Here is a 13,380-nt window from a genome sequence, read left to right on the forward strand (position 1 = left end):
GCCCCACGCACGCATGGACCTGAAAAGCGGTTACCCGTGGTGGGCCGTACGCAACGGACTGATCCAGGCGTTCCCCCCGCTGGAGAAGGATCTGCGCTGCGATGTGCTGGTGGTCGGTGGCGGCATCACCGGCGCGCTGATTGCCGACGAGCTGTCCCACCATGGCCATGACGTGGCCGTGATCGAGCAGCGTGACATCGGCTGGGGCAGCACGGCGGCCAGCACCGCGCTGCTGCAGTACGAGATCGATACCCATCTGCTCGAACTGGCCGAACGCTACGGGCAAGACGCCGCAGCACGGGCGTACCGGGCCTGCGCGGAGGCAATCCCGGCACTGGGCGATGTGGCACGCGGGTTGAAGGACGTGGATTTCCAGCGCATGGACAGCCTGTACCTGGCCAGCCGCCATCGCGACGTGCCGCGCCTGATGGCCGAAGGTGAGGCGCGGCGCAGCATCGGCCTGGATGCCCGCTGGCTGGACCGCGAAGCGCTTCGCGAGCGTTTCGACGTGGATGCCGGCGGCGCCCTGCTGACCCGCCAGGCGGCGCGGGTCGATCCCTACTGTCTCACCTACGGCCTGCTCAAACGAGTGCGCCGCCGCGGCGGCCATGTGCACGACCGCACCGTGCTGCACACGCTCAAGCCTGGCGCGCAGGGCGTAACCGCGATGACCGAGGCCGGCGCCACGGTCCGTGCCCGCCACGTGGTCCTGGCCATGGGCTATGCCAACCAGACGTGGCTGGAACAGCGGGTTGCGCGCAACCGCAGCAGCTATGCCTTCATCACCGATCCCATCGAAGCGGACGTGCTCGGCAGGCTGCGCAACACGATGGTGTGGGAAAGCGCCCGCCCGTACCTGTACCTGCGCGCCACCGGCGACCGCCGCCTGCTGGTGGGTGGGCTGGACGACGCCATCGATATCCCCGCCCGGCGCGACCGGCGCGTTGATGGCAAGGCCGGCAAGCTGATGAAGCAGCTGCGGCACTGGTTCCCGCGACTGGATCCGATACCCGCCTTTTCCTGGGCCGGCACCTTCGCCGAAACCGCCGACGGCCTGCCCTTCTTCGGCCCGCACGCGCAGTGGGGGCCGCGGGTCCATTTGGCCATGGCCTACGGCGGCAACGGCATCACTTATTCGATGATCGGCGCCCAGCTGCTGCGGGCCCGGATCGAGCGCCGCAGGCATGCGCTGGAAAGGCTGTTCGGGTTCGAACGGTTGTAGCGTGCAGCAAGGCATGACCTGGCTCTACCGCAAGCGGGCGCCGACAGGCATCATTCAAGCAACCCCTGCTAGCGTCGGCCTGTACCGCCGCGTGTTGCGTGGCCACCTGTCCGCTGGAGCGCCGTCATGATCCGCCCCCTGACCCTGCTGCTGTGCCTGGCCCTGCCGGGAACCGTGCTGGCCCAGTCCGCCGCTGGCGCCACTGCGCCGCAGGCTGCCGGCCTGGACTTGACGCTGCCGCAGGCGCCGATGCGCTACCTCAACGACCCGGCCCTGCAGCAGGACCCGCCCGGCACCTATTACGGTGACAAGAGCGGCCCGCGCGTGCACGACGATGCGAAGATCGCCGACGTGACCGACGACAAGGTCAAGGTGTCCGGCAGCTTCACCACCGGCATCGGCTATTCGAAGAGCGGCGGCAACAGCCACTACAACGCGGCCACGCTGAACCTGAGCAAGAACTACACCACCGATGAAGGCAAGACCCACGGGGTCAACCTCAACATCCACGTGAGTGAGGGCAAGGGCCCGGGCTTCTTCGGCCCGTATGGCGGCTACTACGGCCGCGGGCCGGGCTGGGATTACCCGCCGCCGTACGGCTGGTAAGCCAGCCCCTGTAGAGCCGAGCCCATGCTCGGCTACGGTTGGCCGCAAAGCCGAGCATGGGCTCGGCTCTACAGAGGCCAACGTCAATCCAGCCAGCCATCGCGCTCGCTGTGCAGGATGCGGCCATCATGACCGCTCAGGCGCACCTCTACCTTCTGGTTGCGGGCATTGCGGGCTTCCAGCGACCAGGTAGCACCATCGCGTTCCAGCGAATGGATCTCGCGCAGGCCATGCGACTGCGCCCGTGCCAGCACCTGCTCGGTAGTCAGCAGCGCGCGGCCGCTGTGCTCATCGAAGATCTCGCCGGTCTTCGGGTCCACGTAGACCTCGCTGAAGCGGCCATCGGCGCGGCTCACGTCAGCCTCCCACAGGCCATCATCGCGTTCGATCTCGTGGATCTGGGTGTAGCCGGCCTTGCGCAGGGTCTGTTCAACCTGGGCCATGCCCAGCGGCGCGGCCTGTACGGCCGGCGCGACGGCAAGCAGGGCAACAGTGGCGAGGGTGAGCGACTTCAACATGGGGGTTCTCCTGTTCGTGGCCGGACCATCCCGGCAACGCCACGATGCATGGCCCGGTTAACAGCGCCTTAGCCGTGGCTGTTAGCCGGCTGTTAGTCATCCCCGCCACACTCGCGCCTGTACCCCTCTCTCTTTCGTTACCCGCGTGCTCGCCACCCTGCCCCTGCTGCTGGCCCTGGCCAACGCCCCGACCGCCGCCGCGCCCCTGCAGGACCCGGCGCAGCAGGTCGCGCGTCGCGCCGTGCAGCAGGGCCGCTACATGCCGCTGGAGAGCGTGGTGCGCGATGCGCTCAAGCGCTACCCCGGCCAGCTGCTGGAAGTGGAGCTGGACGACGGCGTCTACGAAGTGGAGATCCTGCGCGGCGACGGCGTGGTGGTGGAGCTGGACTATGATGCGCGCAGCGGAAAGCTGCTGAAGACGGAGCTCGACGACTGATGCGCATCCTGTTGGCCGAAGACGATGCCGCACTGGCACAGCGCCTGGTGCCCCTGCTGGAACAGGCCGGCTATGTGGTGGCGGTGGTCGCCGACGGTCGCCAGGCCGAAGAAATCGGCCAGATCGAAGACCTGCAGGCCGCCATCGTCGACCTCGGCCTGCCCGGGCTGGATGGACTGAGCGTGATCGAGCGCTGGCGCGGCAACGGCCGGGGGTTTCCGGTGCTGGTGCTGACCGCGCGCGGGCGCTGGCACGACAAGCTGGCCGGCTTCGATGCCGGCGCCGACGATTACCTGACCAAACCGTTCCAGGCCGACGAACTGGTGCTGCGCCTGCGCGCCCTGATCCGTCGCAGCCATGGCCACGCCAGCCCGCGCCTGCACTGCGGCCCGCTGCAGCTGGACGTCAATGCCGGCCGCTTCGAGCTGGATGGACAGGCGCTGCCACTGAGTCCGCAGGAATTCCGCCTCCTCAGCTACTTCATCCACCACAGCGGACAGGTGATCAGCCGCGACCGGTTGGGCGAACAGGTGTTCGACGGCGGCCACGACCCGGACTCCAACGCACTGGACGTGCTGCTCGGACGCGTGCGCCGCAAGCTCGGCATCGACCTGATCCAGACCGTGCGCGGCCAGGGCTGGCGGCTGGCCGAGCCATGAACCGGCAACCGTCGCTGCGGCGGCGCCTGCTGCTGGCCGGCGGCGTCGGGCTGCTGCTGGTCTCGCTGCTGGCCAGCGCTCTGCTGGGCGAGCTGTTCAAGCGCAGCGCGCGCGACCGCCTCGACCACGAACTGCAGCAGGACATACTGACCCTGCTGTCACAGGCCGAAGTGGACCCGGACGGGCAGTTGCGCCTGCGCCAGGAACCCAATGATGCGCGCTTCCAGCGCGTGTTTTCCGGTGCCTATTGGCAGATCGCCGGTGCCGATGGCCGCGTGCTGCTGCAGTCGCGCTCGCTGTGGGATGAAACCCTGCCGGCGAAGGCCGCCGGGCCGGCCACGCGCAATCTGCCCGGGCCGCTGCAACAATTCCTGCGTGCACGCGTGCAGCAGGTGCGCCTGCCACGCGCCAGCGAACCGTTCGTAGCCGTGGTCGCCACCGACCGCAGCGCGCTGGATGCCGATGTTGCCGCGTTCCGCAAGCGCACCGCCATCGCACTGGGCGTGCTGGTCGCGGCGTGGCTGGCGGTGCTGGCCAGCCAGGTGCACTTCGGCCTGCGCCCGCTGCATCGCCTCGGTGCGCAGCTGGAACGGGTACGTCGCGGCGATGCGCAGCGCATCGACACACAGGGACTGGGCGCGGAAGTCGCACCACTGGGTGAGGAACTCAACGCGCTGCTGGACCACCAGCAACGCATGGTCGCGCGCGCGCGCACCAGTGCACAGGATCTGGCGCACGCGCTGAAGACTCCACTGAGCGTATTGGCCACCGAAGCTGACAGCGACGGCACGCATTGGCGTGCCACCGTGCGCGAGCAGAGTGCGCGCATGCAGGCCAGTGTTGACCGTTACCTGGCTGCAGGACTGGCTGCCGACCATCGCCAGCGCACCGACGTGGCGGCCGTCGCACAGGCGATGTGCCGGCTGATGGCACGCGTGCATGGCGAACGTGGCATTGCGTTCACGGCGGCAGGCATCGATCCGGCGCTGCAGTTCGCCGGCGCCAGTGCGGATCTGGAGGAGATGCTGGGCAACCTGCTGGACAACGCCGGGCGCTGGGCGCAACAGCAGGTCACTGTCGAAGCGGAAACCAGCGAAGGGCAGCTACGCGTCGAAGTGCGCGACGATGGCCCCGGCCTGGCCGCAGACGCGCTGGAACGGGTCACCCAGCGTGGTGTGCGGCTGGACGAGCGCGAAGGCAGCAGCGGGTTGGGCCTGGCGATCGTGGGCGATATCGCTGCCAGCTATGGCGGGCGGTTGCAGCTGGAGAATGCGCAGCCGGGCCTTCGTGCGACGTTGTGGTTGCCGGTGGCGTGACGCGGCCAACCCAACGGTGGGTAGTGCCGGCCGCTGGCCGGCAGCCACGTGATCACCGGGAACACCCAGCGGAAGCCGGCCAGCGGCCGGCTCTACCGAGCGCCAATCCGACCGGTCGCCGTGCACCCGGTAGGTGTCGACCTTGGTCGACACGCACCAAGCATCAACGGTGATGCATCCACCAGCAATCAATCGCGTCCAGCAATATGTGGATGATCAAACCGATGCCGAACAACCGCGTTTTCTTCGGCACGCACAGCCCGGCATAGACTGCGATGGCCGGTGCGGTGTGCAGCGGGTGGAACCCGATGCTGCAGCGGTTCGGTGCATAGATCGGGTCGGCCAGCAGATGGTCCAGGTCGATGATCCAGCCCAGCAGCATCAGCAGCCACGCCGAGGCAAAGCGCTTGCGCCAGAACAGCCATGCCAGCAACGCTGGCACGGCGGCATGCAGGAACAGGTGGAAGATCGCGCGCGCGCTCATCGGCAACGGTGGCGCCGGGCAAACCCGGCGCCGTCCATCACACCAGCGGCTCGTCGGACAGGTAGGTGTAACCGGTCAGGCCGGCTTCCAGCGCGTCCGACAGTTCCTGTGCGCGTTCCGGCGACAGCTGCGCTGCAGCCACGCGCTGCGCATAGGTCGCACGCAGTTCGTCCAGGCGGTAACCCACGTAGTCCAGCATCACGTCGGTGGTGTCGCCGCGGCGCTGCTGGGTGATGGCATAGCCATCGGCATCGGCCAGCACTTCCACCGCGTCGGTATCGCCGAACAGGTTGTGGATGTCGCCCAGGATTTCCTGGTAGGCGCCGACCATGAAGAAGCCGATGCGATAGCTCTCGCCCGGCCTCATCTTGTGCAGCGGCAGCGAGCTGTCCAGGCTCTCGTTCTCGACATAGGTTTCCACCATGCCGTCCGAGTCGCAGGTCATGTCGGCGATGATGCCGCGGCGGTCCGGGGTTTCATCCAGGCGCTCGATCGGCACGATCGGGAACACCTGGTCGATCGCCCACACGTCCGGGATCGATTCGAACACGCTGAAGTTGACGAAATACTTGTCGACCAGGCGCTCGTTCAGTTCGTCCAGCACCGGGCGATGGCTCTTCTCGTCGTAGCTCAGGCGCGCACGCACGCCATGGGCGATGGCGTAGAACAGGTCGTCGATGCGCGCACGCTGCGGCAGGTCGATCTGGCCCAGCGCGTAGCTGGCCAGGCCTTCGGCATGGAAATGCTGCGCTTCCTGGAACAGTTCCACCGCCGGGCGCACGTCCAGTTCGTCGTGGATCTCGCGCAGGTGGCGGATCGCCGCCGGCTCGTCGTCGTGCTGGTCCGGCACGCGGCCTTCCTGTGCCTCTTCCACTTCCGACACGTTGGCGATCAGCACCGCGTGGTGCGCGGTCATTGCGCGGCCGCACTCGGTGACGATGCGCGGCGGGGTCAGGCCGAACTCTTCGCAGGCATTGGCCAGCGGCTGCACGATGTTGCTGGCGTAGGAATGCAGGCCGTAGTTGATCGAGCAGAAGCTGCGCGAACGGGTACCTTCGTAATCCACGCCCAGGCCACCACCCACGTCGACGTGGGTGATCTTCGCGCCCAGGCGCGACAGCTCCACGAAGTAGCGGGTGGCTTCGCGCATGCCGTTGGCGATGTCGCGCACGTTGGAGATCTGCGAACCCATGTGGAAGTGCAGCAGGTTCAGGCAGTCGGCGTACTCGGTGTCACGCAGCGACTTCCACAGGTCCAGCAGCTGGCGCGGCGACAGGCCGAACTTGGCCTTGTCGCCACCGCTGTTCTGCCACTTGCCGGCACCCAGCGAGGCCAGGCGCATGCGCACGCCCAGGCCCGGCTTCACGTCCAGCGCCTTGGACTCTTCCAGCACCAGCTTCAGCTCGGACGGCTTCTCGATGACGATGAAGGTCTGCAGGCCCAGCTTGCGGCCGATCAGGGCCAAGCGGATGTACTCGCGGTCCTTGTAGCCGTTGCAGACGATCAGGCCACCCGGGCGCGACAGCGCCAGCACGGCCATCAGCTCGGGCTTGCTGCCCGCTTCCAGGCCGAAGCCTTCGCCGTGGTGGCTGGCCAGGGTGCCGGCCACGCCGCGGGTCTGGTTGACCTTGATCGGGTACACGGCGGTGTAGCCGCCGCTGTACTCCCAGTCCTGCTGGGCCTGGGCGAAGGCCGCCTGCAGCTTGCCCAGGCGCTGGCCGAGGATGTCCGGGAAGCGCACCAGCAGCGGCAGCTTGGCACCGGCCGCGCGCGCAGCGTCCACCACCTTGGGCAGCGATACCACCGGGCCGTCCGCCCCGGTCGGTCTCACCACCATGTGCCCGGCCTGATCCACGTCGAAGTAACCGTCCGCCCAATGCGGGATCGAGTAGGTCTTGCGGGCTTGGTCGAGGGACCAATCGGTCATTTCAGTCGGCCTTGTTGGCAATAAAAGGGGGGGCATGATAACGCCTATATGCCCACAGGTTCGTTATCATGCGCGCCCGCGCCCGTGACAGGTTCCAACCTGAACGGGCCGATCCGTCCGGATGTGGCATCTGTGCCACGCGGCCCCGCCCGCCAGCCCGGCTCCACCCCTCCGAACAGGACTGTTTTCCAATGACTGACAGCAACAACTGGTACATCGAACACTTCGAGCGCACCGGCTCGGCCATCGGCTACCGCATCACCGGCAAGCTGGACGAGGTGCAGTCGCCGTTCCAGAAAATCGAGATCTTCCAGACCACCGACTGGGGCAACCTGATGACCATCGACGGGGCCATCATGCTGACCAGCAAGGACAACTTCTTCTACCACGAGATGATCAGCCACCCGGTGCTGTTCACCCACGCTGCGCCCAAGCGCGTGGTGATCATCGGTGGCGGCGACTGCGGCACCCTGCGCGAAGTGCTCAAGCACAGCGGCGTGGAGAGCGTGACCCAGTGCGACATCGACGAGCAGGTCACCGTGATGGCGCGCAAGCACTTCCCGGAACTGTGCGACTCCAACGATGACGCCCGCGCCGAGCTGCTGTTCGACGACGGCGTGGCCTACATGGCCAACTGCCCGGCCGGCAGCGTGGACGTGGTGATCGTCGATTCGACCGACCCGGTCGGCCCCGGCGAAGGCCTGTTCAACAAGGCCTTCTACGAGAGCTGCTTCAAGGCCCTGAAGGACGACGGCATCCTGGTGCAGCAGTCCGAATCGCCGCTGATGCAGCTGGACCTGATCAACGAAATGCGCACCGAGATGGGCAAGGCCGGCTTCGGTTCGTTCAAGACCCTGCCGTTCCCGCAGCCGTGCTACCCCACCGGCTGGTGGAGCGTGACCATGGCGCGCAAGGGCGACAGCAGCTTCGACTTCCGCCAGGCCGACTCGGCCGCCAAGACCTTCAACACCCTGTACTACACCGCCGCGCTGCACACCGGCGTGCTGGTGACCCCGCCGTTCGTGCAGGCGGCACTGAAGGGTTGATCCAAACAAAAACCCGCGCTGGCGACAGCGCGGGTTTTCTGCTTTCTGTAGAGCCGAGCCCACGCTCGGCTGCTCTTCGGACAGGTTGCGGTAAACCCAGCCGAGCATGGGCTCGGCTCTACAGTCAAAGCGCCCAGATACCGGCGATCACCGCCACCACCAGGCCCCACTTGATCAGCTGGTAGGCCACCACGCTGCGCTCGCGCAGCGCCTTGGCCTTCAGGCGCACCTTGTAGACACTGCCGAACGCCTTGTTGACGCCACCGGTCGGGTCACCCGGCAGGTTCGGCGATGCACCACCGGCCAGCAGCGTGGCCGCCACCGCGCGGTTGAACAGCCCCGGCAGGCCGAAGCGCAGCGGGCGGGCGATGTCGCAGAACAGGATCACCCGGTCCTGCTGCGTCTCGTTGTGCGCATGGTGGATGTAGGTCTCGTCGAACATCATCCACTCGCCGTCGCGCCAGCTCTTCTTGATGCCGTCCACTTCGATGTAGCAGGCATCGTCGTTGGGCGTGCTCAGGCCCAGGTGCAGGCGCAGCGAGCCAGCGAACGGGTCGCGGTGCGGGCGCAGCTCACTGCCCGGTGGCAGCTGCGCGAACATCGCCGCACGCACGTCCGGGATCGACTCGATCAGCGCCGTGGTCTTCGGGCACAGCGTCTTCGCCGACGGGTGCGACGGGCCGTACCACTTCAGGTAGAAGCGCTTCCAGCCACGACGGAAGAACGAATTGAAGCCGGCATCGTTGAACGTGCTGGAGGCAGCGATCTTCTGCGCGTCGCGCAGCGCCAGCGCCTCGTCGCGGATCATCTGCCAGTTCTGGCGCAGCGGCTCCAGCTGCGGGAACTCTTTGCCCGGGTCCAGGAACGGCGTGGTCGGCACCTTCGAGAACATGTACATGACCACGTTGATCGGGGCCATGAAACTGGAGTGGTCCAGCAGCTGGCGCGACCAGCGCGCGCGGACCTTGCCACGGAAGTGGATGTACAGCACGCAGGCCACGAACAGCGCTGCAATGACGATTTTGATGATCAAAGCACTTTCCTCCAGCCGCGGCCGGAACGGGAAACGGGGCGATGCACGGCCAGGCGGCCAGCACCGGTTCGGAACGCGGCAGGGGACGGGGACGTGCCGGAGGGGGGCGGCCGCCGATGTCGCGGGTTAACAGCTTATGGTCGGCAGGGCGTGCGCCGGGGTCAAGCTGGACGTGCGTGGCGTTCAGCGCGCCGCCAATGAATGGGCTGGAAGCGCGCCCAACTCATTGATTCAGCGGGGCAAACCTTATAAGTGAGACGGAATTGTCCGATTCTGCGTGACGAACTGTTCCAGCCACGACCCCGACATTTCTCCGACAAATCGTGGAATAGCGAACTGGCGAGTACTAAAATTAACGAAAACTTAGTAACTCCCTGTAACACCGGTTCGCTTGACGCTTTGCGCCACCCACCGGGTCGTCCGAGACCCCGACATGCATCTTCCTGCTCTTCCCCCCTCCTCCTGCGGCAATGATGCCGCCTCCCCGCTGCTGCTCAAGCGCGGCGAACGTTTCCTGGCCCCCGACGTCTACCGCACCTGCCTGGACGGGCGCGAGGCGGTCATCAAGGACTACTCCCGCTACCGCGGCACTCCCGTTTCGCTGATCGCGCGGCTGATGGTGCGCCGTGAAGCACGCATGCTGCAGCGCCTCGGCGGCTGGAAGCATGCCCCCGCGCTGCTCGGCACGCTGGGTGGCCTGGCGCTGGGCATGGAGTTCATCCCCGGCCAGACCCTGAGCACCGCGCAGGCCGTCGGCAATGACGTGTTCGAGCAGCTGCAACACGCGCTCAGCCGCCTGCATGCCGCCGGCATCACCCACAACGACCTGCATGGCACCAACGTGGTGGTCAGTGGCGGCGTGCCGGTGCTGCTGGATTTCACCTCCGCCTGGCGCGTACCCCGCTGGTTGCGCCGTGGCCCGCTGAGCCGGCAGATGCGCCGCAGCGACATGAAGAACCTGCTGAAGATCCGCCAGCGCGTGACCGGCCAGGCGCCGAGTGCCGCGCAGGCCGCATTGGTGGCCGACCCGGGCTGGGTCGCCGCCGTGCGCCAGGGCTGGAAGCGGTTCTACAAGTGGGCCAAGCGGCGGTAGGGGTCGAGCTCGCTCGACCACTTTACCGCTCTTTGTAGAGCCGAGCCCGCGCTCGGCTGCTGTTCCTGCATCGCGCGAAATGCAGCCGAGCATGGGCTCGGCTCTACAACATCCCGCCGAGCGGGTTACAACGCGTCCGCGTCCAACTCGCCGGTACGGATACGCACCACGCTGCCCAGGTCGTACACGAACACCTTGCCGTCCCCAATCTTGCCGGTGCCGGCGGCCTTCACGATGGCCTCAACCACCGCCTCCACCTGGTCATCGGTTACCGCCACTTCCAGCTTCACCTTCGGCAGGAAATCGACCACATACTCCGCGCCACGGTACAGCTCGGTATGGCCCTTCTGGCGACCAAAGCCCTTCACTTCCGTCACCGTGATCCCGGTAACCCCACGCTCGGCCAGCGCTTCGCGCACGTCGTCGAGCTTGAACGGCTTGATCACCGCCATGACCATCTTCATCGTCTATCTCCTGTCTTCCGGCGTGGAGGATAGCGCCTGAACACGGCCCGTGCGAAGCCGCTGCCGCCTGTCCGGGCAGTGGGTGCCGGCAGTATCCTTGTGCCCGAACGGCCTGCCCGCGCCGGATGCACGGGCCCACCCCCACGGAGCACCCTATGATCGACCTGAACCAAATCGATGACCTCGCCCGTCGCCTCAGCGACCTGGTGCCGCCGGGCCTGCGCGAATCGCGCGAGGAACTGCAGGCCACCTTCAAGAGCGCGTTGCAGGCCGGCCTGGCCAAGCTGGACCTGGTCACCCGCGAGGAGTTCGAAGTGCAGCGCGCGGTGCTGCTGAAGACCCGCCAGAAGCTGGACGCGCTGGAAACCGCCGTGCGCGAGCTGGAAGGGCGCAACGCCGCAGAATGAAAAAAAGGAGGCGCACCGCGCCTCCCGTTTACAGATTATTTCCCGGATGGGGCCTTGCAGCAAGGCCCACCGGGCGCCCTAGACTCGCCGGCCTGTCGATCCGGCAGCACAGAGAGGGGCAGCAGCAATGGCACAGGACACCGACTGGACACCCGTTTCGCATGACACCTGCGACCAGGTGGCTGGGCCGTTCTATCACGGCACCCGCGCTGACCTGGCCGTGGGCGACTTGCTGAGCGCGGGCTTCCGCTCCAACTATCGCGACAGCGTGGTGATGAACCACATCTACTTCACCACGATTGCCAAGGGCGCCGGGTTGGCTGCGGAGATGGCTCGCGGTGAAGGGCGACCGCGCGTGTATGTGGTGGAGCCGACCGGGCCGTTCGAGGACGATCCGAACGTGACCAACAAGAAGTTTCCCGGCAACCCGACGCGATCGTATCGGAGTGCGCAGCCGTTGCGGGTGGTTGGGGAGGTTACGGAGTGGGAAGCCTACGACGCGGAGTTCGTTCGGCAGTTGAAGGCGTTTGTTGCTTCGGGGAGTGGGGAGATCATCAACTGATGGCCTGCTGGCGCTGGGCGTTGCGCACTTCTTCATCGGCTTCATAGATGTCCAGCCCGAGCTCAATGCCGCGCTCACCCAAGGCGAGCAGCGCGCGAGGCGAAAGCGAGACACCACCGTTGCTGCTGCCCATGAAAAGACCGCAGAACAGATCAGGTCGGAAGCGTGCCAGAGCCTGCCATACGGCGAGATCGCCGGTGAGTTGATCGAGGATCTCGAAGATCTGAGCGTCCAGATCTTCAGGCTCACGACGCTCCGCATCAAGTTGCCAGCTTCCAGTCCTAGCGATACGCACGGTGCCTGATCGGCTGCCTCTGAGTTCCTGGCCCTTGTGATGCGATGCGGTCGGGGTCGCCCCGAGCAAGGCACTGACTTCTTCGGGCAGGAGGTCGTCGCCGAAGAATCGGAGGGTCACCAGGGAATGATCGAATGCTGCCATGGGAATCCAGCTGTCCTTTTCGGAATGTATTCCAGTGCGTAGGCCTCGTTGATGTCAGATTCCAGCCGGAACCGGACGACAGCAGCTTCAGAATAGGCCGAACCGGGGAATCGGCTTGGGCTCAAACGGAGAGCTGGCCGGTTCCTACTTGAACATGTCCAACAAGTCCTTGTCTTCATGCCGCTGCTCCCACGTGGAGAGCAAGCAGAAGCTCACCCCACTGCGCATGGCAACCGTCTGGAACCCCGCGAGCTCTTCCTTCGTGATCGGATACTCGACCGGATCAAAGTGCAGGAGCGCCCACGGCTTGAGGAGTGAGAACCCGGACGCGAGTTCCGAGAAGAGTTCCTTCAGCATGGGTCGCATGGCGGAGAAGTCTTTGATCGGCCCCGCGCGATTGCCAAGGGCGCGGCACTGGCGACGAATGGTTCTGTCACCACCTACCAAGCGAGCGATGAAGTGATCCTGGTGCACTTGAACGTAGAACAATTGCCGGCGAAATATCTTCATTCCCCGCACCGCCCCCCAAAAGCCCAGCCGTGCAAATCATCAAGCGCCATCCGGAAGCCGGACCTGCGCCGCGCATTCTGCCGCAACGGACCCAAGCGCTGTGCCCTTCATCCGTGAAAGTGCTGCAAGAGTACGTCGTTCATACGCCTCCGCGACTCCCGGATCTGGCTCGATGAACGGCGATGTGCAGATGTCCTCGACCTTGAATCCCTGGGTGGTCAATGCCAAGACCCGCTCTGGCGTTTTGGGCAATGCACGGGCTACCGCGTAATTGATGGATAGCGAGGCGCCCGCATCTGAAAACGGCTTTAGCGCAGCCGCAACCTCAAGCCATGCAGGATCGCCTGACTCGATGCCAGCGGTGACCTGCCCAAACTCCCGCTCGTGCTGCCACAGGTCCCAAAGCACCTTGCGCCCCCCTTCGTTGGCAACGCGATTGAGCACGGCCTGTGCCGAAGGGCGATCCGCCGCGACTGCAGCTGCGCTGGCAATCGCAAGCACGAGTAGGAGCACTGTCATGTTTCTCATGGGAACTGACTCCCTGATGGATGGACCCTTGGATCCGGTCATACGACCTGCCCACAAAGCACCATGTGGCGTACTTTCCCCTGATACAGCGCGATCCTAGGGCGGCTGGGTTCGGCCATCAAGCCGGCGC

At 66.0% G+C, this 13,380-nt stretch carries 17 protein-coding genes; 9 read left to right on the forward strand and 8 right to left on the reverse strand.

What is annotated here, in order from left to right; all coding sequences use genetic code 11:
- Positions 1-13 precede the first annotated feature (13 nt).
- The gene (locus tag ACT6SE_RS19590; RefSeq protein ID WP_046432913.1) at positions 14-1,222 is read left to right on the forward strand and encodes an NAD(P)/FAD-dependent oxidoreductase; all 1,209 of its coding nucleotides are present in this window, start codon (positions 14-16) and stop codon (positions 1,220-1,222) included.
- Between the two features lie 126 nt (positions 1,223-1,348).
- Positions 1,349-1,828: a hypothetical protein gene (locus ACT6SE_RS19595; RefSeq protein WP_046432916.1), complete on the forward strand. Its 480-nt coding sequence runs from the start codon at positions 1,349-1,351 to the stop codon at positions 1,826-1,828.
- Positions 1,829-1,911: 83 nt separating this feature from the next.
- Here the strand turns inward: ACT6SE_RS19595 and ACT6SE_RS19600 are convergent, their stop codons facing one another.
- Positions 1,912-2,346: a PepSY domain-containing protein gene (locus ACT6SE_RS19600; RefSeq protein WP_032958820.1), complete on the reverse strand. Its 435-nt coding sequence runs from the start codon at positions 2,344-2,346 to the stop codon at positions 1,912-1,914.
- A 145-nt stretch (positions 2,347-2,491) separates the two neighbouring features.
- On the opposite strand from ACT6SE_RS19600, the gene ACT6SE_RS19605 reads away from it, so the two are divergent.
- The 3 genes from ACT6SE_RS19605 to ACT6SE_RS19615 are packed head-to-tail and all read left to right on the forward strand — an operon-like array spanning position 2,492 to position 4,757.
- Positions 2,492-2,782 carry a PepSY domain-containing protein gene (locus tag ACT6SE_RS19605; RefSeq protein WP_014648704.1) on the forward strand — a complete coding sequence of 97 codons (291 nt, stop codon included), beginning with the start codon at positions 2,492-2,494 and terminating at the stop codon, positions 2,780-2,782.
- Complete coding sequence (locus ACT6SE_RS19610) at positions 2,782-3,441, forward strand: response regulator transcription factor (RefSeq protein ID WP_046432919.1); 660 nt, start codon at positions 2,782-2,784, stop codon at positions 3,439-3,441. Before ACT6SE_RS19605 ends, ACT6SE_RS19610 begins: the two co-directional genes overlap by 1 nt.
- Complete coding sequence (locus ACT6SE_RS19615; protein WP_046432921.1) at positions 3,438-4,757, forward strand: sensor histidine kinase; 1,320 nt, start codon at positions 3,438-3,440, stop codon at positions 4,755-4,757. The genes ACT6SE_RS19610 and ACT6SE_RS19615 overlap by 4 nt, the downstream gene beginning before the upstream one ends.
- Positions 4,758-4,920: 163 nt before the next feature.
- Here ACT6SE_RS19615 and ACT6SE_RS19620 read toward each other — a convergent pair whose 3' ends face one another.
- Together ACT6SE_RS19620 and speA are read right to left on the reverse strand one after the other, a co-directional pair.
- Complete coding sequence (locus tag ACT6SE_RS19620; protein ID WP_014648707.1) at positions 4,921-5,241, reverse strand: DUF6122 family protein; 321 nt, start codon at positions 5,239-5,241, stop codon at positions 4,921-4,923.
- 37 nt (positions 5,242-5,278) lie between these two features.
- Positions 5,279-7,168 carry an arginine decarboxylase gene (gene speA / locus ACT6SE_RS19625; protein WP_014648708.1) on the reverse strand — a complete coding sequence of 630 codons (1,890 nt, stop codon included), beginning with the start codon at positions 7,166-7,168 and terminating at the stop codon, positions 5,279-5,281.
- Between the two features lie 191 nt (positions 7,169-7,359).
- On the opposite strand from speA, the gene speE reads away from it, so the two are divergent.
- Positions 7,360-8,214, forward strand: coding sequence for a polyamine aminopropyltransferase (gene speE / locus ACT6SE_RS19630; RefSeq protein ID WP_014648709.1), 855 nt, complete (start codon positions 7,360-7,362; stop codon positions 8,212-8,214).
- A 124-nt stretch (positions 8,215-8,338) separates the two neighbouring features.
- Here the strand turns inward: speE and ACT6SE_RS19635 are convergent, their stop codons facing one another.
- A complete protein-coding gene (locus tag ACT6SE_RS19635) occupies positions 8,339-9,244 on the reverse strand; it encodes an aspartyl/asparaginyl beta-hydroxylase domain-containing protein (protein ID WP_032954620.1) in 906 nt (301 codons plus the stop codon).
- A gap of 436 nt (positions 9,245-9,680) precedes the next feature.
- On the opposite strand from ACT6SE_RS19635, the gene ACT6SE_RS19640 reads away from it, so the two are divergent.
- On the forward strand, positions 9,681-10,340 hold the full coding sequence (locus ACT6SE_RS19640; protein ID WP_032958814.1) for an RIO1 family regulatory kinase/ATPase domain-containing protein: 660 nt from the start codon (positions 9,681-9,683) through the stop codon (positions 10,338-10,340).
- Positions 10,341-10,465: 125 nt separating this feature from the next.
- Here the strand turns inward: ACT6SE_RS19640 and ACT6SE_RS19645 are convergent, their stop codons facing one another.
- The gene (locus ACT6SE_RS19645) at positions 10,466-10,804 is read right to left on the reverse strand and encodes a P-II family nitrogen regulator (protein ID WP_005411374.1); all 339 of its coding nucleotides are present in this window, start codon (positions 10,802-10,804) and stop codon (positions 10,466-10,468) included.
- Positions 10,805-10,959: 155 nt separating this feature from the next.
- On the opposite strand from ACT6SE_RS19645, the gene ubiK reads away from it, so the two are divergent.
- Positions 10,960-11,211 carry a ubiquinone biosynthesis accessory factor UbiK gene (gene ubiK, locus ACT6SE_RS19650; protein WP_046432924.1) on the forward strand — a complete coding sequence of 84 codons (252 nt, stop codon included), beginning with the start codon at positions 10,960-10,962 and terminating at the stop codon, positions 11,209-11,211.
- Between the two features lie 127 nt (positions 11,212-11,338).
- Positions 11,339-11,773 carry an NAD(+)--rifampin ADP-ribosyltransferase gene (gene arr, locus ACT6SE_RS19655; protein WP_014648712.1) on the forward strand — a complete coding sequence of 145 codons (435 nt, stop codon included), beginning with the start codon at positions 11,339-11,341 and terminating at the stop codon, positions 11,771-11,773.
- On the opposite strand, the gene ACT6SE_RS19660 is transcribed toward arr, so the two are convergent.
- From ACT6SE_RS19660 to ACT6SE_RS19670, 3 genes are all read right to left on the reverse strand, one after another.
- Complete coding sequence (locus tag ACT6SE_RS19660) at positions 11,766-12,212, reverse strand: DUF4279 domain-containing protein (protein WP_046432926.1); 447 nt, start codon at positions 12,210-12,212, stop codon at positions 11,766-11,768. The genes arr and ACT6SE_RS19660 overlap by 8 nt on opposite strands.
- A gap of 144 nt (positions 12,213-12,356) precedes the next feature.
- Positions 12,357-12,722, reverse strand: coding sequence for a hypothetical protein (locus tag ACT6SE_RS19665; protein ID WP_046432928.1), 366 nt, complete (start codon positions 12,720-12,722; stop codon positions 12,357-12,359).
- 39 nt (positions 12,723-12,761) lie between these two features.
- Positions 12,762-13,250, reverse strand: a complete 489-nt coding sequence (locus tag ACT6SE_RS19670; protein ID WP_046432930.1) for a hypothetical protein — start codon at positions 13,248-13,250, stop codon at positions 12,762-12,764.
- Between the last annotated feature and the right edge of the window lie 130 nt (positions 13,251-13,380).

The organism is Stenotrophomonas sp. LC732, from assembly GCF_052446685.1.
Lineage (GTDB): Bacteria > Pseudomonadota > Gammaproteobacteria > Xanthomonadales > Xanthomonadaceae > Stenotrophomonas > Stenotrophomonas muris.